The organism is Microbulbifer sp. ABM4_008 (assembly GCF_056311705.1).
The window spans coordinates 4,594,941-4,619,169 of the sequence record NZ_CM149970.1 but is presented as its reverse complement, the minus strand read 5'-3'; the positions used below and the strand labels follow the sequence as shown (position 1 = coordinate 4,619,169).

4 protein-coding genes are annotated in these 24,229 nt (G+C 50.2%); 3 read left to right on the top strand and 1 reads right to left on the bottom strand.

The window, feature by feature from the left end; translation table 11 throughout:
• Positions 1-123 precede the first annotated feature (123 nt).
• Positions 124-612 carry an Hcp family type VI secretion system effector gene (locus ACYX4J_RS20055; protein ID WP_413664127.1) on the bottom strand — a complete coding sequence of 163 codons (489 nt, stop codon included), beginning with the start codon at positions 610-612 and terminating at the stop codon, positions 124-126.
• A 589-nt stretch (positions 613-1,201) separates the two neighbouring features.
• On the opposite strand from ACYX4J_RS20055, the gene ACYX4J_RS20050 reads away from it, so the two are divergent.
• From ACYX4J_RS20050 to ACYX4J_RS20040, 3 genes are all read left to right on the top strand, one after another.
• Positions 1,202-3,823: a bifunctional serine/threonine-protein kinase/formylglycine-generating enzyme family protein gene (locus tag ACYX4J_RS20050; protein ID WP_476177406.1), complete on the top strand. Its 2,622-nt coding sequence runs from the start codon at positions 1,202-1,204 to the stop codon at positions 3,821-3,823.
• A gap of 104 nt (positions 3,824-3,927) precedes the next feature.
• Positions 3,928-5,865: a ShlB/FhaC/HecB family hemolysin secretion/activation protein gene (locus ACYX4J_RS20045; RefSeq protein WP_476177405.1), complete on the top strand. Its 1,938-nt coding sequence runs from the start codon at positions 3,928-3,930 to the stop codon at positions 5,863-5,865.
• A gap of 59 nt (positions 5,866-5,924) precedes the next feature.
• Complete coding sequence (locus ACYX4J_RS20040; RefSeq protein ID WP_476177404.1) at positions 5,925-24,182, top strand: filamentous hemagglutinin N-terminal domain-containing protein; 18,258 nt, start codon at positions 5,925-5,927, stop codon at positions 24,180-24,182.
• The last annotated feature ends 47 nt before the right edge of the window (positions 24,183-24,229 follow it).

The window sequence follows — 24,229 nt, the reverse complement described above, 5'->3', positions numbered from 1 at the left end:
CTAGTTATTATACATTCAGTTATTTAGCTGAAAACTCAATAAGCGCTCAGCTAAATAACTGCTAAATAATGGTCTGCAGAATTTCCTGCAGACCATTGTATATGCAGATCAGATTCTGCTGGCTTACAGCGGCTTGGCTGTTTCCAGGTCGTATCCAACACGCATATTCTTGGGGTTCTTGTTGGTCTTGTCTGCGTGGTTGAGGTCCGCTTCGATTTTAGCGTAGCTCAGGGATACAGACTCAGCCGGAGCGCCACCAGCGGAAGCACCGATGCTATAGGAGGAAATCAGGGTGTTTTCCAGTTTGTAAACAGCGTACTTCTCTACAGAGTTAGCACCGGTTTGTACTACGTGGATCTCAACGGTAACACCTTCGTCACCAGTTACAGAAGATTTGAACAGACCGCCGGAAGCAGCGTCGATGCGCTTGGTGAAGCTTACTTCGCTCAGGCTTGGGCGAGAAGCTTCGCGGTTTGACATGGCGCCAGCTTCCATGGTAATGCCGCGGCCAACACCGAAGTTGAAGCTGTCAATTTCGATCCAGTCCTCGTAGCCGGAAGCAGTAACATTGCCTTTGATGGCTTTGTTGTTGTAGTTCATGTAGATAGCCATGGGATGTCCCTCATTAGTTGGCGTGTGATGTTGGTGGTTAATCCCTTACCACCGCGATTCGCAGTAGTTCAGGTGGTCGTCGCGGTGGCAACTGTGATGATTTAAACAAAGAGAAAGCTAAAAACAAACTAATTTTCGAGTTATTTAATCGACTCTGGCACTAATTTCGAGAGGCAATTTTATGCTGTTACGATTTATGCCCGTTTGCCCTAATTGACTCTGACACTAATTTAATATTGCTAAAAAGTAACAAACCTCTAATGGGGATAAATAAGTGGTTTGAGTCATGGATATTGATTGACAGTCAAATATCTATTTGAAAGCATTTACTGGTATTTTTTTGATAAGCTTGCTTTGTAATAATATGTAATTCAGCCATATAGCGAAGTGATACTCAGTGTTTTCGGGGGCTGGATCAAAATAATAGTTTGATGGCGTGTTAAGGCAAATTTATTTGAATATTGATTCATTGTTGCCACATAGGCTGTTCGATATACTTCGCACCCTACTTTATTGCCTTGCCCATTAGATCAATAACAAAGTTTTTGCGGATTTGGATGTGTCGTAATGGTTTCCCATGGAGGCGGAATTGAACGATAAGACGCGTATTGTTCGGCCGAGTGACACTCCGCCGGGCTCAGGCCAATCAACCAGCGGGCTGACAGAAGATGGTGATATCACCGTTGTTGTGCAGCAGGATAAGACTGGAGCAAATGATCACCCCCCGGTTAAAGGTGCCCAACCGGTAATCCCTTCGGCTGCTGCCAGCTTTAGCTCAGATGCTACTGTCTTTGCGCCTTCCCCTAATCCTAATCGGATGGGAAGTGGGGCTGGGGCCAATGAAGTTTTGGGTGGGGTTTCTGCCGATTCGGCAGTAATACCTGAACCCTTTGAAGCTTCCGGCTCAAATGCAGTGACCAAAACTGTAATCAAAGGTCGATTTGAGCTTGACAAACTCCTGGGTGTTGGGGGAATGGGGGCAGTTTACAAAGCCCTTGACCGCCGTAAATTAGAAGCCAGTGACAGCGAGCCCTATGTCGCTATCAAGCTGCTTAATGATGATTTCCAAAAGCACCCCGATGCTTTTATTTCCCTCCAGCGGGAAGCGCGCAAGTCACAAACGCTTGCACACCCTAATATCGTAACGGTATACGATTTTGACCGCGATGGAGATCGCGTATTTATGACAATGGAGTTCCTTGAGGGTGCTCCATTGGACAAGTTGTTGCGTGACCATGCCGATGTTGGGTTGGAGCCCGAGCGTGCCCGCTCGGTATTTTGGGATATCTCCCAAGCCCTGATATATGCCCACTCCCATAAAATTGTTCACTCGGACTTTAAGCCAGGCAATATTTTTGTCACCAATAAGAAAGGTGCAAAAGTATTTGACTTCGGTATTGCCCGAGCTGTTTCTGAAGGGGGAATCGCAAATAAAGCTGGCGAAACGACAGTATTTGACGCTGGCACTCTTGGAGCCCTAACTCCGGCATATGCGAGCCTTGAGATGCTCAAGGGAGCTGAACCGGCACCGAGTGATGATGTATTTGCGTTGGGTTGTGTTGCCTACGAACTATTCTGCGGGCGCCACCCTTATGACAAGACACCTGCCGATAAGGCCATGGAGCAGGGCCTGCGGCCCAAGCGGATCAAAGGGCTTAATCGCAGGCAGTGGCGCGCACTTGAGTCAGCACTCGAACTAAAGCGCGAAAACCGCACTAGTACCGTAGAGAAGTTTGTACAGGCGTTCTTTGTTAGCCATGCCTGGAAGTGGGTACTAGGCAGTGCGTTTGTCATGGTGTTGGGCGGTGCTGTAGTGGGTTATGGCCATCTGCAGCAGCAAAATGCTGTAGAGCAAGAGCGAGTCAGAATCGAGCTCGAACGCAAGCACGAACAGGAGCTATTGGCCAGGCGTATTGCTGATAAGAAAGAGGCCATCACTCGCTTGATTGGCCTGAGTATTTTGACCCCAGCCTGGGAGCGAGACCTTCAGCTGGAGTTAGAGGAGTACTCTGAGCTGAACCCTGCGGATAAAGAGTTCCTGGATTCTTCTCGTCGCCAGGTATCAGAGCTTTTCCTGGCTGCTGCAACCGGTCAGTTAAACCTGGGTAACCTCGATCAGGCCGATGTCATGCTGGCGGGGGTTGCCAACTGGTATGGTGAGTCTAAAGAAGCTGAGGCTATCAAAACTCAACTGGCGAATGATAGAGAGAATCTGCGCGCTCGCCTTGAAGCGGAGCGGATTGCTGAAGAGCGTGAAGCCGAGCGTATCCGCCTGGCGGAAGAGCGGGCAGAGCGTCGCCGCCTGGCTGCGCAAAAGCAGCAGCAGATTGATGTTGTGCTCGATGATATGGAAGTAGCACTCACCTGCAGCTTTTCCATGAGTGCCACTGCAATAGGTTCACAGTTGTCCAGCCTGGCAAGGCTGGACAGTGCAAAAGCCTTGAAGATCCGTCCAGTGGTAGGCGAAGAGTTGGTAAATTGCGCATCCAATCTCGGAACCAAGGATCCGATTCAGACGGAAGCCCTGGTTGATCAATTCAGGGCTCTACTGCCCGCATACCAACCATTGAAAGACTTTAAGCTCGATTTTTGTGGGCACCTGGTTCCGGGCAGCGGTCGGCGTGGTGATCGTTACACCTGTCGTGATCGTCTTGCGGATGGCAGCAAGGGGCCTGCAATGGTGGTGATTAAAGGTTTGAGTGGCCGGCCACTGGCTGTGGGTAAATATGAGGTTAGCAGCACTGAGTTGGCTCAATTCTGCCGTATTGCTGGTCAGTGCGGAGAGCAGACTCCAGAAGCAACGGACTTGCCGGTAAATAACTTATCCCTGGCAATTGCAGAGGCTTATTTAAGCTGGCTCAGTGATGAGACCGGCTATCGCTACCGCCTACCTTCTGAGCAGGAGTGGTTTGCTGCTGCAAGTGCCAGGGGGGAAGATGAAGTAGCAGATCGAAACTGTCATTTGAAGTATGGCGGTATTGAAAAAGGTGCTGAGTTGGTACCTGCCCGGGCTGGCTCCTCTAATGGGTTTGGGTTGCTTAATGCTGTAGGTAATGTCCAGGAGTGGGGATTAGGCACAGAGGGCGAATTGCTCGCTTTGGGAGGTAGCCGCATTGATCCAATGAGCCGTTGTCTGGCAACAACCAAGAAGCTTCATAATGGCCAGCCCGATGAGTTTACCGGTTTTCGTGTCGTTAGAGATGTTAACTAGATTAAACAATTACCAGCGAATATCGATACGATAGTTGAGTTGGTTAGATTAAAGATTAAGAGATTAAAACTGGGGGAAATATGCTTGGGCTAGGAAAAAGTAAGTTGGCATTATTTATAGGTGCTGGCTTTCTTGTATCGCAAGTGCCGGCTTTTGCCCAGGAAGATGGATCTAATTTTCGCAACCGAGTGCGGGAAGCCTTTAATCAGGATACGTCTACTATTAATGAAGTGGATGTAACCCAAGACTTTCTCCAGCGTACTTATGAAGCTGAAGACCCCAACTTAAATACAGAAATTCCTGAAATCTCCCAGAGAAATCAGGGGCCGCGGATTACTGTAAAAGAATTTAAGTTTCATCGTTTAGAAGAATATCCCGAGTTTGGTATTTCCCGAGAAACCGTAGAGGAAATGGCAGAGGAACTTCGGGCAAAATTCATGAAAGAGGATCAAATCCTCGCTAGCGGTTATACCGTAGACAACCTGGAAGAGCTGGCAATATTACTGGGTAATATGAATGCTCAATTTAATCCTGGTGGCTTGGGGCCTGCTGAGCTTAAGAAGCTGGTAAGTGTAATTGAAAAACAAAATAAAGAGAGGGGCTTAAGTTATGGCGATCTCGAAGAGATTGCTGCTGAACTGACAAGCTTCTATCGTCGCCAAGGGCTGTTTTTGGCCCAAGTGCAAATTCCCGCTCAAGATGTGGAAAATGGAGTGGTCACTCTTACGGTACAAGAGGGGCTTCTCGGGCAGGTTGTTGCTGAAGATAATGAAGAGTACACAGACGAAAAACTGGCAGAACCCTTTGAAGACCAGCGTGGCCATCTGGTAAATCATGAGAATATCGAGGAAGGATTATATTTACTTAATGACCTGCCAGGCTTAAACGTTACAGGCTACTTTAGTGCGGGTGACAACCCCGGTGAAACCAAGCTTAATTTAAAAGTACGTGAGTCGGATTCCTGGCGTGCTTCATTTAGAGCTGATAATCACGGTTCTCTCTATACCGGTAGTGAAAGGATTTATGCGACTGTTGACTGGTTGAACCCCCTGGGGATCGGTGATGCTTTAACGCTGGGTTATTTGAAATCCAACCCTGAATCAGATGAGGATTATGGTTCTGATCTCGGGCAGTTCAGATACAGCTTCCCTCTATTTGGCCCTCGCACCCGTCTGGAAATATCAGCAGATCACAATGAATTTAGTCTCTTTAACGAAGAAGATGATGGTGACGTAGTTAATTTGCTGGAAATTTCAGGCGTAAACAAAAGTTACGCGCTGTCTATAGATCATAAGTTCCGACGCTCAAGGGATTTCAACCTCACCGGATCCTTCGGCCTGACAGAAAAAAAATCAGACCTGGATGGCATCATCGAGTTTACCAGTGACCACGTTTATGGCGGGGAAGTTGGTATCTATATGGATAGCCTTTCTAACGGCTTCCTTTCAATGCTGAATATAGTAAGTGCTACCGCACAGTACGGTGAGCATCAAAATACGGTTGAAGAGGGTAGGGGAGATGACTTCAATAAGCTGGCCATTAGCACCAGTTCTCTGATCTTCCTGCCTATGCCTTTTACCGATGACCACTCAAGGCTGATAGTAAAAGGAAGAGCCCAATATAGTGAGAGCAACCTGCCTGGATTTGAGCAGTTGTCACTGGGTGGAGCCAATGGTGTGCGTGCTTTCTCTGCGAGAGATTTTTCTGCAGATATGGGTGCAGTTGTTTCCGCAGAGTGGTATGTAAACTTCCCCGAATTTATGAACCCCATCCTGTTTAATCAGCGTTTAAATGACATTTTCCAAGTAGCACTGATTGCCGATGTTGGATATGGCTATGTGAATAACTATGAGGATACCGTAGAGGACGATTGGGCCCGATTCTCCGGTGGCGGAATGCTGTTTAAGATGAATTGGAGTGACAGTTTCTCGAGTAAAGTCTCTGTTGCCTGGCCAATTATGTCGAGCTCCTCGATAGTAAATACAGGAGTTGGTGAAGACGAGCCCACCGTCTACGCTGACTTTTCGATTTTTTATAACTGAATAATTACTGTTTCCTGAATACTTAAAAGTAGCAAGGTTCCTCTTCGCAAGGTGCTGGTATGAAAGCCAAAAATAAAAAGCTTGAGTTAAGAAAATTAGCAAGTGCCATTAAAGTGTCAAGTTTTGCCTATGCCGGCCTGTTTGCAGGGCTGATTAGTCCCATGGTTCATGCTGGACCTGAAGGCGGAGTGGTAACCGGCGGTAGCGGCACTATTGATGTTGACGGGGCTACAACCACAGTCGACCAGGTAACAGACCTGTTATCAATCGACTGGGATTCTTTTAATTTAAGTGAAGAAGAGCTGGTCCAATTCCTGCAGCCAGACTCGTCTTCTATCGTGCTTAACCGAATCCTGGACCAGGATGTCACCACCATCCAAGGTGCGATAGAGGCCAATGGCCACGTTATCCTGGTGAACCCGCGAGGAGTTCTTTTTACTGAGACAGCCACGGTTAATGTCGGCGCCATAACAGCGTCCGGGCTCGATATGAGTCCAGAAGACTTTATGAATGGTGATTTTGCCTTTAAGGGTGAGTCGGGTTCTTCTGGTGTTGTTGTTAACCGAGGTGTGATTAATGCATCCAGCGCGGTTCTGGTAGGTAAGCAGGTTACAAATGCTTCTACCGGTTTAATCAGTGCTGAACTCGTCAGCCTGGCAGCAGCCGATGAAGCCTTATTAACTTTTGATGCCGATGGAATGATTGGTGTCAAGGTCACTAAAGAGGTTATGGAAAATGACCTCGGCCTAGATAGTGCTGTGCTAAATGAAGGGGCCATCGAAGGCGCTCAGGTTTTAATGGAAGCCAGCGTTTCCGGTGACTTGTTTACTGCCGCAGTAAATAATGAAGGCACAGTAACCGCACGTGGTATTGATACCAGCGGGGGCAAAATCCGCCTGTTTGGCTCGGGCTCCGGAGTTGTGAATAGCGGAACTCTGGATGCATCCGGCAGTGCCGGTGGTGAGGTTGTCCTGGAGGGCGATTTTGCCAAGCACAGCGGAGATATTTCAGTAGCAGCTGACTCTGGCAGTGGCGGTTACGTTGCTGTTTTGGGTGATGAAGTTGTTGTCAGCGGGAATATTGATGCCCGTGGCACTTCCTCCGGTGGTGAAGTCCTTATTGGCGGCGACTACCAGGGGAATAACGAAGATGTTCGCAATGCCGAAACCACCACGGTTACGGCGGAATCTACAATCGATGCCAGTGGTGTCGGCGATTCTGATGGCGGTACTGTTATTGTTTGGGCCGATGACACCACCAATTTTGGCGGTACGATTTTCGCCGAGTCAGGGGAAGACGGCGGTGATGGCGGCCTGGTAGAAACCTCCGGCAAGATTTACCTGAATCTGGATGAAGACAATATGTTTGTCTCTACCCTGAGCCATGGGGATGGGGAGACGGGCCTTTGGCTGTTGGACCCGGGTTGGATGGAGATTTTCGATAGCTGTGATGATAGTGCTGGTAATTGTGTTTCAACAGGATCTATTGAAGCTGCTCTTGGTTTTAACTCCGTAACTATCCAAGTAACGGATGCTGGTAATGGGTTATTCGATGATGGTGATCCTCTAACTGATGATAGAGCTCTAGAACCAGGCTCCGGTGACGATTCGGATGCTTTTTCCTATGGGATTAGAGTTGCTAGTAACCTTGATTGGAATACTGGTCACACTCTTTTATTACAGTCATTTGCCGATGTTTCTATCGCTGATGGTGTCAGTATTACAGCCACAGGTGGAAATTTTAATATTGAAGCCGGTGGATCGTTTGCCAACGCTGGAAGTATCAACGTTAATAATTTTAACCTCGCTGTTGGTTTCGGCACAGCATCTGATACCACTAATACATTGGGTGATATTACGGCTAACACAGCTACTGTCACCGGTGGAAGCGGCACTGATATTTTCATCTTGTCAGATAATGATGATGCAATCACTATCGATGACGATAATGATTTTACACTGGTCACCACTCCTTCTGGTGCTACCGATTCTAGTGCCACCATTTCCTTCACGGGTATAGAAGAGGTCGATCTTGGAGGTGGGGATAATAGCATTGCAGCTCTGGCTCTTGGCACAACGATCTTAAACGGAATCGATAACGAAGCTGAAACCAGTTCAATTGAATTTAGTAATATCACTAGCGTTGCAGGCGGTAGTCTGGAAGGTTCCGATAATGCAGATACGTTTGAGGTGATTAGTGGTACCAGTGTAACGGCCAACGGCATTAACTTTAGCAGCCTCACCGGTGATATTGATGCGAAAGGTGGTACAGATACTGTCACCGGGGCTGATGGTCAGGATTGGACACTTACCGGAAATGATTACGAAGCTGAAAATAGTGGCATTACTTTTAGTAATGTAGATGTACTCACAGCGGTTAATGCGAATCTGGTTGGTACGACCGGTGATGATTCTTTCGAGTTGTTGTCCGATGCAGATGTCAAAGTTAACGAAATAACCTTCTCCGGTTTGTCAGCGGTGGATGGCAATGGCAGTGATATTGGCAGTGGGGGTACAGGCGACCATCTAAATGCCAGTGCCTATAGCGATGGTTTGGCCCTTACTGGAACAGATAATCAAGTTACCGCAGAATCTGGCGCCCTGACTTTTAATAATATTGATACTGCAGAAAGTACTGAGGTAACTGGTAGTACCGGTGACGATACCTTTACCGTAACTGATACCGGGGATGTCACTAGTTACGATATCGATTTTACAAGTGTAACCACAATTAGTGATGCTGGTGGAAGTGATACTGTCAATGGCGAGAGCGGTGAAGACTGGGAATTAACTACCAATAGTAATGAAGTTGAAAGCAGCGGCATTACGTTTACCGATATAGAGAATATTAATATAAGTAGTGCCGATCTTTTAGGTACCACTAGTACAGAGAGTTTCAAATTACTTTCTAGTGGTGATGTCGACGTTAATGGCATGATCTTTTCTGGCATGAACCGGGTCCTTGGTGATGGTGGGGGCAGCACTATGACTGGGGGCGATAGCCTGGACGCCAGTGAATATACGGATGGTTTGACACTTACTAATACGACGGGAAAAGTTGAAACCGATTCGCTGGTTTTCAGAAATATCGCTACTGCGAAAGCCGCTAAATTAACCGGGCGCAGTAACACAGATACCTTCACAATTACCGGCACGAAAGCTCTAGATCACGCTGAGTCGGGTATCAGTTTTAGTGAGGTGGACACAGTAATCGCAGACTCTGGTGATGATACTGTATCCGTTATTGATAGTGTGACTCTAACCGGTACTGATTACGAAGCAACTTCTTCTGATATTAATTTCAGTGAAATTGAAATTATCAATTATGCCGGCAGTGGCGGCGGCAAATTTAGCCTTGTAGGTTCTGCGGTTGATGATAATTTTACGGTAGTTTCGGGTACCGAACTTACCGCCAATGGCATCAGTGTTACAGGGTTTAGCAGCAATATTGATGCCGGAGGTAGCGACGATACGGATAGCGTTACTGGTGCCGATGATGAAGATTGGACCTTAACCGGCAACAACAACGAAGCTGAAAATTACGGTATTACTTTTAGCAATGTAGAAGAGCTTACAGCCGTTAATGCGAACCTGGTTGGTACGTCCAGTGATGATTCTTTTGAGTTGTTGTCCGATGCGGATGTCAAAGTCTATGAGATGACTTTCTCCGGCATGTCCGCTGTTAAAGGCAGTGGCGGCACTGACAGCCTGGATGCCAGCGCTTACGGCGATGGCCTGGCCCTGACAGGAATCGATAATCAGGTGACCGCTGAATCTGGCAACCTGACCTTCGATGATATTGCCAGCGCAGTAACCTCCACTTTAGCTGGTACCAGCAGTGCGGATAGCTTTACCGTTAATGGTGATAACGAAGTTACCAGTTATGAGATTGCTTTCACCGGTGTTAGTACGGTCGATGCAGGTAACGGTGAAGATAGCGTTACCGGTGCTAGCGGCGCAGATTGGACCCTGACCGGAACTAACGAAGAAGCGACCAGTAGCGGTATTACTTTTAGTGCGGTCGAAGAGATCACTGTAGTGAGTGGCGACTTGGTTGGTACAACCGGTGACGATGACTTCGTACTGCACGCCGATGCAGATGTTGAAGTCTATGACATGATCATTTCCGGGATGTCTGCAGTCGATGGCAATGGCGGAGTTGACAGCTTGGATGCCAGCGCCTACGGCGATGGCCTGGCCCTGACAGGTACTAACAACCAAGTGACGGCTGAATCCGGTACTTTGACGTTTGACGGTATTGTGAGCGCGGTAACCTCCGCGCTGACCGGTAGTAGCGGTGCGGATAGCTTTGTTGTGAATGGTGACAACGCCGTAACCAGCTATGACATTGCCTTTACCAGTGTGAGTACTGTCGACGGTGACGGCGATAGTGACAGTGTTACCGGTGCTAATGGCGAAGACTGGACCCTGACCGGCACGGATTACCAAGCCACCGCCAGCGGTATGACCTTTAACCGTGTTGAGGCTCTGACTGCCACCAACGCCGACTTGATCGGCACAACAGGTAATGATGCCTTTGTACTGCAATCTGACGCAGACGTTGCCATCTACAACATGACCATCTCCGGCATGTCTGCTGTTGAAGGCAACGGCGGCACTGACAGCCTGGATGCCAGCGCTTACAGCGATGGCCTGGCCCTGACAGGAACCGATAATCAGGTGACCGCTGAATCTGGCAACCTGACCTTCAACGATATTACCAGCGCCATAACCTCCGTTCTTACCGGTACCAGCAGTGCGGATAGCTTCACGGTTAATGGTGATAATGAAGTTACCAGTTATGAGATTGCCTTCACCGGTGTGAATACAGTGGATGCAGGTTCTGGCGGTGGCAGTGTTGCTGCACAGAGTGTTGTGACCTTGACCGGTACGGATAACGAAGCCACAACCAACTCAATCGCCTTCAGTAATATCGATAGCGTGACCGGCGGCAGTCTGGAAGGCTCTGATAATACAGACACCTTTGTGGTAACCAGCAGTACCAGTGTGACTGCCAACAGCATCAACTTCAGCGGTTTTTCCGGTGATATCGACGCTAAAGGTGGTACGGATAGCGTCACTGGTGCCGATGGTGAAGATTGGGCTTTAACCGGCACTAATTACGAAGCCACGAACAATGGCATCACTTTTAGCAATGTAGAATTCCTAACCGCAGTTAATGCAGATTTGATCGGCACGACCGGTGCGGACGCCTTTGTACTGCAATCTGACGCAGACATTGCCATCTACAACATGACCATCGCTGGCATGTCTGCTGTTGAAGGCAACGGTGGTACTGACAGCCTGGATGCCAGGGCTTACGGCGATGGCCTGGCTTTGACAGGAACCGACAACCAGGTAACGGCTGAATCCGGCGATTTGACCTTTAACGATATTGCCAGCGCCATAACCTCCGTTCTTACCGGTACCAGCGGCGCGGATAGCTTCACGGTGAATGGTGATAACGAAGTTACCAGTTATGACATTGCCTTCACCGGTGTTAGTACGGTCGATGGCGGTAACGGCACCGACAGCGTAACGGCCCTTAGTGTTGTCACCCTCACCGGCGTAGATAACCAAGCCTCAACGAACTCAATTCTGTTTAGCAATATCGATAGTGTCAGTGGGGGCAGCCTGCAAGCTTCCTCCGGTAATGATTCGTTTGAAGTTACCGGTGCCAATGCACTGACAGCGAATGAAATCGCATTTAACAGCATCAGCAGTGTGGATGCGTTGGGTGGTGACGACAGTGTTACCGGTGCCGATGGGGAAGACTGGACCTTAACCGGCAACAATTACGAAGCCACGAACAATGGCATTACCTTTAACAATGTAGAATTCCTAACCGCAGTTAATGCAGATTTGATCGGCACGACCGGTGCAGACGCCTTTGTACTGGAGTCTGATGCCGACGTTGCCATCTACAACATGACCATCTCCGGCATGTCAGCGGTAGAAGGTAATGGCGGTACTGACAGCCTGGATGCCAGTGCTTACAGTGCTGGCCTGGCCCTAACGGGAACCGATAATCAGGTGACCGCTGAATCTGGCAATCTGACCTTCAACGATATTACCAGTGCCATAACCTCCGTTCTAACTGGTACCAGTAGTGCGGATAGCTTTACCGTTAATGGTGATAACGAAGTTACCAGTTATGAGATTGCTTTCACCGGTGTGAATACAGTGGATGCAGGTTCTGGCGGTGGCAGTGTTGCTGCACAGAGTGTTGTGACCTTGACCGGTACGGATAACGAAGCCACAACCAACTCAATTGCCTTCAGTAATATCGATAGCGTGACCGGCGGCAGTCTGGAAGGCTCTGATAATACAGACACCTTTTTGGTAACCAGCAGCACCAGTGTGACTGCCAACAGCATCGGCTTCAGCGGTTTTTCCGGTGATATCGATGCTAAAGGTGGTACGGATAGCGTCACTGGTGCCGATGGTGAAGATTGGGCTTTAACCGGCACTAATTACGAAGCTACGAACAATGGCATCACTTTTAGCAATGTAGAAACCCTAGCGGCGGTCAATGCAGATTTGATCGGCACGACTGGTGCGGACGCCTTTGTACTGGAGTCTGACGCCGATGTTGCCATCTACAACATGACCATCTCCGGCATGTCGGCGGTAGAAGGCAACGGCGGTACTGACAGCCTGGATGCCAGCGCTTACGGCGATGGCCTGGCCCTGACAGGAACTGACAACCAGGTAACGGCTGAATCCGGCGATTTGACCTTTAACGATATTACCAGCGCCATAACCTCCGTTCTTACTGGTACCAGCAGTGCGGATAGCTTTACGGTTGATGGTGATAACGAAGTTACCAGTTATGAAATTGCTTTCACCGGTATTAGTACGGTCGATGGCGGTAACGGTGCAGATAGCGTTACCGGTGCCACCGGCGCAGATTGGACCCTGACTGGAACTAGCGAAGAAGCGACCAGCAGCAGTATTACGTTTAGTGAGATCGAGGCGATCACCGTAGTGAGTGGCGACTTGGTCGGTACAACCGGTGACGATGACTTCGTACTGCAAGCCGATGCAGATGTTGAAGTCTATGACATGACCATTTCCGGAATGTCTGCAGTCGATGGCAATGGCGGAGATGACAGCTTGGATGCCAGCGCCTACGGCGATGGCCTGGCCCTGACAGGTACTGACAACCAAGTGACGGCTGAATCCAGTACTTTGACGTTTGACGGTATTGTGAGCGCGGTAACCTCGGCGCTGACCGGTAGTAGCGGTGCGGATAGCTTTGTTGTGAATGGTGACAATGCTGTAACCAGCTATGACATCGCCTTTACCAATGTGAACACTGTCGACGGTGACGGCGATAGTGACAGTGTTACCGGTGCTAATGGCGAAGACTGGACCCTGACCGGCACAGATTACCAAGCCACCGCCAGCGGTATGACCTTTAGCAGCGTTGAGGCTCTGACTGCCACCAACGCCGACTTGATTGGCACAACGGGTAACGATGCCTTTGTACTGCAATCTGACGCAGACGTTGCCATCTACAACATGACCGTCTCCGGCATGTCTGCTGTTGAAGGCAACGGCGGCACTGACAGCCTGGATGCCAGCGCTTACAGCGATGGCCTGGCCCTAACGGGAACCGATAATCAGGTGACCGCTGAAACCGGCAGCCTGACCTTCAACGACATTACCAGCGCCATAACCTCCGTTCTTACCGGTACCAGCAGTGCGGATAGCTTCACGGTTAATGGTGATAATGAAGTTACCAGTTATGACATTGCCTTCACCGGTGTTAGTACGGTCGATGGCGGTAACGGCACCGACAGCGTAACGGCCCTTAGTGTTGTCACCCTCACCGGCGTAGATAACCAAGCCTCAACGAACTCAATTCTGTTTAGCAATATCGATAGTGTCAGTGGGGGCAGCCTGCAAGCTTCCTCCGGTAATGATTCGTTTGAAGTTACCGGTGCCAATGCACTGACAGCGAATGAAATCGCATTTAGCAGCATCAGCAGCGTGGATGCGCGGGGCGGTGACGACAGCGTTACCGGTGCCGATGGAGAAGACTGGACCTTAACCGGCACTAATTACGAAGCCACGAACAATGGCATCACTTTTAGCAATGTAGAATTCCTAACCGCAGTTAATGCAGATTTGATCGGCACGACCGGTGCAGACGCCTTTGTACTGGAGTCTGATGCCGACGTTGCCATCTACAACATGACCATCTCCGGCATGTCAGCGGTAGAAGGTAATGGCGGTACTGACAGCCTGGATGCCAGTGCTTACAGTGCTGGCCTGGCCCTAACGGGAACCGATAATCAGGTGACCGCTGAATCTGGCAGCCTGACCTTCAACGATATTGCCAGCGCCATAACCTCCGTTCTAACTGGTACCAGCAGTGCGGATAGCTTTACCGTTAATGGTGATAACGAAGTTACCAGTTATGAGATTGCCTTCACCGGTGTGAATACAGTGGATGCAGGTTCTGGCGGTGGCAGTGTTGCTGCACAGAGTGTTGTGACCTTGACCGGTACGGATAACGAAGCCACAACCAACTCAATTGCCTTCAGTAATATCGATAGCGTGACCGGCGGCAGTCTGGAAGGCTCTGATAATACAGACACCTTTGTGGTAACCAGCAGCACCAGTGTGATTGCCAACAGCATCAGCTTCAGCGGCTTTTCCGGCGATATCGATGCTAAAGGTGGTACGGATAGCGTCACTGGTGCCGATGGTGAAGATTGGGCTTTAACCGGCACTAATTACGAAGCCACGAATAATGGCATCACTTTTAGTAATGTAGAAACCCTAGCGGCGGTCAATGCAGATCTGATCGGCACCAGTGGTAACGATACCTTTGTACTGGAGTCTGATGCCGATGTTGCCATCTACAACATGACCATCTCCGGCATGTCGGCGGTCGAAGGCAACGGTGGTACTGACAGCCTGGATGCCAGTGCTTACAGTGCTGGCCTGGCCCTGACGGGAACCGATAATCAGGTGACCGCTGAATCTGGCAGCCTGACCTTCAACGATATTACCAGCGCCATAACCTCCGTTCTTACTGGTACCAGCAGTGCGGATAGCTTCACGGTAAATGGTGATAACGAAGTTACCAGTTATGAGATTGCTTTCACCGGTGTTAGTACGGTCGATGGCGGCAACGGCACCGACAGCGTAACGGCCCTTAGTGTTGTCACGCTCACCGGCGTAGATAACCAAGCCTCAACGAACTCGATTCTATTTAGCAATATCGATAACGTCAGTGGGGGCAGCCTGCAAGCTTCCTCCGGTAATGACTCGTTTGAAGTTACCGGTGCCAATGCACTGACAGCGAATGAAATCGCATTTAGCAGTATCAGCAGCGTGGATGCGCGGGGCGGTGACGACAGCGTTACCGGTGCCGATGGAGAAGACTGGACCTTAACCGGCACTAATTACGAAGCCACAAACAATGGCATCACTTTTAGCAATGTAGAATTCCTAACCGCAGTTAATGCAGATTTGATCGGCACGACCGGTGCAGACGCCTTTGTACTGGAGTCTGACGCCGATGTTGCCATCTATAACATGACCATCTCCGGCATGTCTGCTGTTGAAGGCAACGGTGGTACTGACAGCCTGGATGCCAGTGCTTACAGTGCTGGCCTGTCCCTGACAGGAACCGATAATCAGGTGACAGCAGAATCTGGCAGCCTGACCTTCAACGATATTACCAGCGCCATAACCTCCGTTCTAACCGGTACCAGCAGTGCGGATAGCTTCACGGTAAATGGTGATAACGAAGTTACCAGTTATGAAATTGCTTTCACCGGTGTTAGTACGGTCGATGCAGGTAGCGGTGCAGATAGTGTTACCGGTGCCAGCGGCGCAGATTGGACCCTGACTGGAACTAGCGAAGAAGCGACCAGCAGCAGTATTACGTTTAGTGAGATCGAGGCGATCACCGTAGTGAGTGGCGACTTGGTCGGTACAACCGGTGACGATGACTTCGTATTGCAAGCCGATGCAGGTGTTGAAGTCTATGACATGACCATTTCCGGAATGTCTGCAGTCGATGGCAATGGCGGAGATGACAGCTTGGATGCCAGCGCCTACGGCGATGGCCTGGCCCTGACAGGTACTGACAACCAAGTGACGGCTGAATCCGGTACTTTGACGTTTGACGGTATTGTGAGCGCGGTAACCTCCACGCTGACCGGTAGTAGCGGTGCGGATAGCTTTGTTGTGAATGGCGACAACGCCGTAACCAGCTATGATATCGCCTTTACCAGTGTGAGTACTGTCGACGGTGACGGGGATAGTGACAGTGTTACCGGTGCCAATGGCGAAGACTGGACCCTGACCGGCACGGATTACCAAGCCACCGCCAGCGGTATGACCTTTAACCGTGTTGAGGCTCTGACTGCCACCAACGCCGACTTGATTGGCACAACGGGTAACGATGCCTTTGTACTGCAATCTGACGCAGACGTTGCCATCTACAACATGACCGTCTCCGGCATGTCAGCGGTCGAAGGTAATGGCGGTACTGACAGCCTGGATGCCAGCGCTTACAGCGATGGTTTGGCCCTAACGGGAACCGACAATCAGGTGGCCGCTGAAACCGGCAACCTGACCTTCAATGATATTGCCAGCGCAGTAGCCTCCACTTTAACTGGTACCACTGGCGCGGATAGCTTCACGGTGAATGGTGATAACGCAGTTACCAGTTATGACATTGCCTTCACCGGTGTTAGTACGGTCGATGGCGGTAACGGCACCGACAGCGTAACGGCCCTTAGTGTTGTCACGCTCACCGGCGTAGATAACCAAGCCTCAACGAACTCAATTCTGTTTAGCAATATCGATAACGTCAGTGGGGGCAGCCTGCAAGCTTCCTCCGGCAATGACTCGTTTGAAGTTACCGGTGCCAATGCACTGACAGCGAATGAAATCGCATTTAGCAGTATCAGCAGCGTGGATGCGCGGGGCGGTGACGACAGCGTTACCGGTGCCGATGGAGAAGACTGGACCTTAACCGGCACTAATTACGAAGCCACGAACAATGGCATCACTTTTAGCAATGTAGAATTCCTAACCGCAGTTAATGCAGATTTGATCGGCACGACCGGTGCAGACGCCTTTGTACTGGAGTCTGATGCTGATGTTGCCATCTACAACATGACCATCTCCGGCATGTCAGCGGTCGAAGGCAACGGTGGTACTGACAGCTTGGATGCCAGTGCTTACAGTGCTGGTTTGGCCCTGACAGGAACCGATAATCAGGTGACCGCTGAATCTGGCAGCCTGACCTTCAACGATATTGCCAGCGCCATAACCTCCGTTCTAACCGGTACCAGCAGTGCGGATAGCTTCACGGTAAATGGTGATAACGAAGTTACCAGTTATGAGATTGCTTTCACCGGTGTTAGTACGGTCGATGCAGGTAACGGTGCAGATAGCGTTACCGGTGCCAGCGGCGCAGATTGGACCCTGACTGGAACTAGCGAAGAAGCGACCAGCAGCAGTATTACGTTTAGTGAGATCGAGACGATCACCGTAGTGAATGGCGACTTGGTCGGTACAACCGGTGACGATGACTTCGTACTGCAAGCCGATGCAGATGTTGAAGTCTATGACATGACCATTTCCGGAATGTCTGCAGTCGATGGCAATGGCGGAGATGACAGCTTGGATGCCAGCGCCTACGGCGATGGCCTGGCCCTGACAGGTACTGACAACCAAGTGACGGCTGAATCCGGTACTTTGACGTTTGACGGTATTGTGAGCGCGGTAACCTCCACGCTGACCGGTAGTAGCGGTGCGGATAGCTTTGTTGTGAATGGTGACAACGCCGTAACCAGCTATGACATCGCCTTTACCAGTGTGAGTACTATCGACGGTGACGGCGATAGTGACAGTGTCACCGGTGCCAATGGCGAAGACTGGACCCTGACCGGCACGGATTACCAAGCCACCGCTAGCGGTATGACCTTTAACCGTGTTGAGGCTCTGACTGCCACCAACGCCGACTTGATCGGCACAACAGGTAATGATGCCTTTGTACTGCAATCTGATGCCGATGTTGCCATCTACAACATGACCATTTCCGGCATGTCAGCTGTTGAAGGTAATGGCGGCACTGACAGCCTGGATGCCAGCGCTTACAGCGATGGCTTGGCCCTAACGGGAACCGACAATCAGGTGACAGCAGAATCTGGAAGCCTGACCTTCAACGATATTACCAGCGCCATCACCTCCGTTCTTACCGGTACCAGCAGTGCGGATAGCTTCACGGTGAATGGTGATAACGCAGTTACCAGTTATGACATTGCCTTCACCGGTGTTAGCACAGTTGATGCTGGAAATAGCACTGATAGCGTAACTGGCGCAGATGGTGCTAGCTGGACCCTGACCGGTACAGATAATGAGGCAACTAATAGCAGTATTACTTTCAATAACGTGGATGTCATTGTTGCTACCAATGCAGACCTTTTAGGTAGCACCGGTGCAGATGAATTTGTATTGCAGTCTGATGCCGATATTGAAGTCTATAGCATGACAATTTCCGGTATGTCGTCGGTAGACGGCAATGGCGGTACTGACAGCCTGGACGCCAGCGCTTACAGCGATGGCCTGGCCCTAACGGGGACAGATAACCAGGTAACGGCCGAATCCGGCAGTCTGACATTTAATGATATTGCCAGCGCAATAACCTCCACTTTAACTGGTACTAGCGGTGCGGACAGCTTTACCGTCGATGGTGATAACGAAGTTACCAGTTATGACATTGCCTTCACCGGCGTTAGTACGGTCGATGCGGGTAATGGCACTGACAGCGTAACGGCTATTGATGTTGTTACCCTCACCGGCATAGATAACCAAGCCTCAACCAGCTCAATTCTGTTCAGCAATATCGACAGCGCGAGTGGAGGTCGCCTTCGAGCTTCTGCCGGTGATGACTCGTTTGAAGTTACCGGTGCCAATGAGCTGACTGCGAATGAAATTGAATTTAGCAGAATCAGCAGTGTGGATGGGCGAGGTGGTGATGACAGTGTTACTGGAGCCGATGGTGAAGACTGGACCTTAACCGGCAATGATTACGAAGCCACGAATAACGGCATTACTTTTAGCAGTGTAGAAATCCTAACGGCGGTCAATGCAGACCTGGTCGGCACGAGCGGTAACGATGCCTTTGTGCTGCAATCTGACGCCGATGTTGCTATCTACAACATGACCATCTCTGGCATGTCTGCTGTTGAAGGCAACGGCGGCACTGACAGCCTGGATGCCAGTGCTTACAGTGCTGGCCTGGCCCTGACGGGAACCGATAATCAGGTGACCGCTGAATCCGGCAATCTGACCTTCAACGATATTACCAGCGCCATAACCTCCGTTCTAACCGGTACCAGCAGTGCGGATAGCTTTACCGTTGATGGTGATAACGAAGTTACCAGTTATGAGATTGCTTTCACCGGTGTTAGTACGGTCGATGCAGGTGATGATACAGACAGTGTTATTGGTGCTGACGGAGAAGACTGGACTCTGACTGGCGCGGATTATGAAGCGACAGGCAGCGGTATTACATTCAGTAGTGTGGAGGCTCTAACTGCTACCAATGCAGGTTTGATCGGGACGAGCGGTGCCGACGCCTTTATTCTGCAATCTGATGCCGATGTTGAAATCTACAGTATGACCATATCCGGCATGTCTTCTGTTGATGGCAATGGCGGTACTGACAGCCTGGATGCCAGCGCCTACAGCGATGGCTTGGCTCTAACAGGTGCAAATAATCAAGTCTCTGTAGAGTCTGGCACCCTGACCTTTGATGGCATCAGTAGTGCTGTTACTTCAGCATTAACAGGCACCAGCAGTGCTGATAGCTTTGTAGTGAATGGAGACAATGCGCTCTCCAGCTACAGCATTGCCTTCACTGGGGTTAGCACTGTCGATGCAGCTAATGGCACAGATGACATTACCGGTGCAAGCGGTTCTGACTGGACTCTAACCGGTAATAACAATGAAGTAATTGGCAGCGGAATCACCTTTAGTGATGCAGAAACTCTTGTCACCGTAAGTGCGAATCTGGTGGGTACTACCGGTGACGATGATTTTGTTTTGCAGTCTGATGCAGATGTCGAAGTTTATGGCATGACGGTTTCCGGCATGTCTGCTGTGGAAGGCAATGGTGGTGATGACAGTTTGGATGCCAGCGCTTATAGCGATGGATTAACCCTAACGGGTACCAGCAAACAGGTTACCGCAGAGTCTGGCGCTCTTACCTTCGACGGTATTGTCAGCGCCGTTACTGCAACGCTTACTGCCACTAGTGGCTCAGATAGCTTTACGGTAGATGGCGCTAATGCCGCCACAGTTTATGACATCGCCTTTACGGGCCTGAGCACCATCGATGCGGGAGAGGGGGCAGACAATGTTACTGGTGCAAGTGGTGCTGATTGGACTTTAACTGGCAATGATTATGAGGCCACTAACAGCAGTATTACTTTCAGCAGTGTAGAAACTATTACTGCTGTAAATGCCGACCTCGTGGGCACGGCTAATGCTGATGCCTTTGTGTTGCAGTCCGCTGGCGATATCGAAGTTTACGGTATGACCGTCTCCGGTATGTCTGCCGTGGATGGCAGCGGGGGTGATGACAGCTTGGATGCCAGTGCCTATAGCGACGGGCTGGCACTGACAGGCAGCGACGGCCAGGTAACCGCCGGCTCTCTGCTCTTCAGCGGTCTTGCGAGTGCTGCAACATCATCGCTAACCGGTACCAGTGGTGCCGATAGCTTCACGGTGGATGGCGATAATGCTGTCTCTAGCTACGATATTGCCTTTACCGGTGTAAGCACCTTAGATGCAGATGGCGGCACAGACAGTGTGACAGGCGCAGATGGTGCCGACTGGACCTTGAGCGGCACCGACAATCAGTCTTCGAGCAGTGGAATCACCTTTAGCAATGTAGAAAGTCTGACTATTGTGAATGCGGACTTGGTCGGTACGACAAGTGCAGATGCCTTCGTGTTGCAGTCCGGTGGTGATATCGAAGTTTACGATATGACTTTCTCTGGCATGTCCGCAGTTGACGGTAATGGCGGCGGGGATAGTTTAGACGCCAGCTCCTACAGTGATGGATTGACACTCACTGGTACCTCTAATCAAGTAGCGGCAGGCTCCCTGACTTTTGATGGCATTGTAAGCGCGGTAACTTCGATACTGACCGGTACGAGCGGTGCAGATAGTATTACTGTGGATGGTGACAATGCCGTCACCAGTTACGACATTGCCTTTACCGGAGTAAGCACCATTGATGCCGGTACTGGTACCGACAGTGTTACCGGTGTTGATGGTGAAGATTGGACTCTAACGGGCTCGGATAACCAGGCCACTGGCAGCGGTATCACCTTTAGCAATGTGGATAGCCTCACCACCGTGAATGCAGATCTGATCGGCACTACAGGTGCTGATGACTTTGTTCTGCAATCAGATGCCGATGTTGAAGCTTATGGCATAACAGTTTCTGGCATGTCTTCGGTCGAGGGCAATGGCGGTAATGACAGCCTGGATGCCAGTGCTTACAGTGATGGCTTAGCCCTGACAGGAACAGATAACCAGGTTACCGCAGAATCTGGCGCCCTGACCTTCAACGGCATCTACAGTGCAGTGAGTTCAACCTTAACTGCGACTAGTGGCTCGGATAATTTCACCGTAGATAGCGATAACGCCACTACCATCTATGACATCGCCTTCACTGGCGTGAGCAGCATTGATGCAGCTGGTGGTACAGATACTGTGACAGGAGCTGATGGTGCCGATTGGACCCTGACCGGTAATGATTATGAGGCAACGAATAGTGGAATTACTTTTAGCAGCGTAGATACACTTATTGCTACCAATGCCGACCTGCTGGGAAGCAGCGGTGCTGATGCCTTTGCTCTGCAATCGACTGGAGATATTGACGTCTACAGTATGACGGTCTCAGGTATGTCGGCAGTCTATGGCCAGGGTGGTAATGATAGCCTGGATGCCAGCGCTTATAGTGATGGCCTGACGCTCACTGGCACTGACAATCAAGTGACGGCGGGTAGCCTGACTTTTGATGGCATCGTCAGCGCTGTAACTTCGGCGTTAACAGGCACTAGTGGAGCGGATAGCTTTACTATAGACGGGGATAATGCAGCGACCAGCTACGATATCGCCTTTACCGGATTGAGCACTATTAATGCTCTAGATGGTAACGATACTGCTACCGGTGCAGATGGTGCTGATTGGAGCCTGACGGGATCTGACAACGAAGCTGCTAACAGCAGTATCACTTTTAGCAATATCGAGAACCTTACTGCCGTAAATGCCGATTTGGTTGCTACAACTGGCGATGACGCATTTGTGCTGCAGTCTGATGCAGATGTGGAAGTTTACGGCATGACCGTATCCGGCATGTCTGCAGTCGATGGTAATGGCGGTGACGACAGCTTGGATGCCAGTGCCTACAGCAATGGGCTTTCTTTAACTGGTGCTGATAATCAAGTAGATGCCGGCTCACTGTCTTTCTATAGCATTTTCAGTGCGGCCACTTCTATCCTGACAAACACCCATGATTCTGCTCAGTTCGAATTGCAGGGTGACCAGGCATTAGCAACGGCAGGTATCAGTTTTACTGGCCTTGAAGAAGTGAATACTTCGGGCAGTAATGACACCTTGGTGGCTACAGACAGTGACGATAACTTTACCCTCAACTCCGATGGCGATATCAGCGTTGCAGGCATCGACTTCAGTGGGCTGGAAACTGTGGATGGCGCAGGTGGTAGCGACACGGTTAGTGCAGATGGAGCTACCTGGACCTCCACCAGCTCCGGTAACTCCCTTGTTGAAGGCAGTGTGGAGGCTGAAGTTAATGGCCTGACCGTCTACTTTGATAACCTCGAACTCGTAGAGGGGGCGGGAAGTTATACTGGCCAGGATATCGATGGTGAATATGAGTTTAGTGCTCTGGATACCATGACGATTGGCGGAGTCACCTTTGCCGACCTGGATAGTGTTACTGCGGGTTCTGGCACAGATACCGTTTATGGTGCAGATATTGATGCTGTCTGGGATATCAATGACTCTGAACACACTGTTTCCAGTGGTGGAGCATCACTCACGATTACTGGTATCGAGTCTATTACTGCCGGTTCAGGTGCTGACGAGTTTAATTTAAATGGTGGTGAGCTCGCAGGGATTGATACTGGAGCTGGCAGCGATACCGTCACCTTCTCCGGCACTGTGATTGACAGTATTTCCCTTGGTGCTGGCAATGATTTCTTGACGGTAGAAACTGATATTGGCCAGGAGGTAGAGCTTGCTGGTGGTGGCGGATCTGATGATTTCCAATACAACTTGTCCGGTGCGACCTGGGAGCTTTATAGCAGTGGCAATCAGGTAGGTAACTTCAGTTTTGCTGGTTTCGAATACCTGGACAACACCTCTGACAGTATTACCGTCCTGACCGATCTGGCATTTGATTTTGAAGATGGTGGAAGTAGATCTGAAAGCTTCAATAAAAATGGTGCCGGGCTCCAGTTCAGCGATATGCGGCTGGGCTACGATGGCGAGGGCGATATTTATGTTACCAGCAGCTCAACAGATACTATCGGTGGCAGCCTGACCGCTGATCGTGCCGAACTGGTTGTTGGTGGCGATGTAGATATTGAGACAGATGTGAGTGTCCTGGCTGTTGCCACCTCGGGTGCGGATATCAATATCAGTGTGCAGGCTGCAGGGGATCTCGTTATCGATGAGATCGATGCAGGGCGGGGCACAGTTTCCCTGGCCAGCTCCAGCTTTGGCACCCTGACTGCTGAAACTTATGGAGATACCCATATCACAGCATCCGCTGTGACCTTGGGAACGGAAACTGAGTTGTGGACCATCATTGGTGAGGCGACTAACCCTCTCCGCATGGATGTCACCAATACAGTGGATATCTATTCCGTCAGTTACTATGAGCCTGACTTTATTGGCCAGATCCCGACGGTTACCAGCACTGGTGACGAGCTGCAGTCAGTTGCCGGTGCCCAGGCATCCCAGGGCCTCAAGTCAGCAGTTCAAAATGCAGTAGAAGACTTCAGTCATGTAGACCCTGCGATCTTTAGCGCTGTGAAGCCCTACAGTAGTGGTGTCGATGCGGTGAACTCCCCTGAGATGCGTCTCAGGTCCGGGGAATTGAGTCCGGCTGTAGCTTCTGCTGCTGAGGAGGTCGAAACTGCACCTAAGTTTGACGCTGAACTCGAACTGGGCACCAGCGACGCGCCCAGCGACATTACTGTAGATTTTGGGGAGTTTAATGGAGGTAGTGCAGGGCACTAAAGTAAACACCCCTCTGCAAAAAAGCCGGTCTTTAGTGGCCGGCTTTT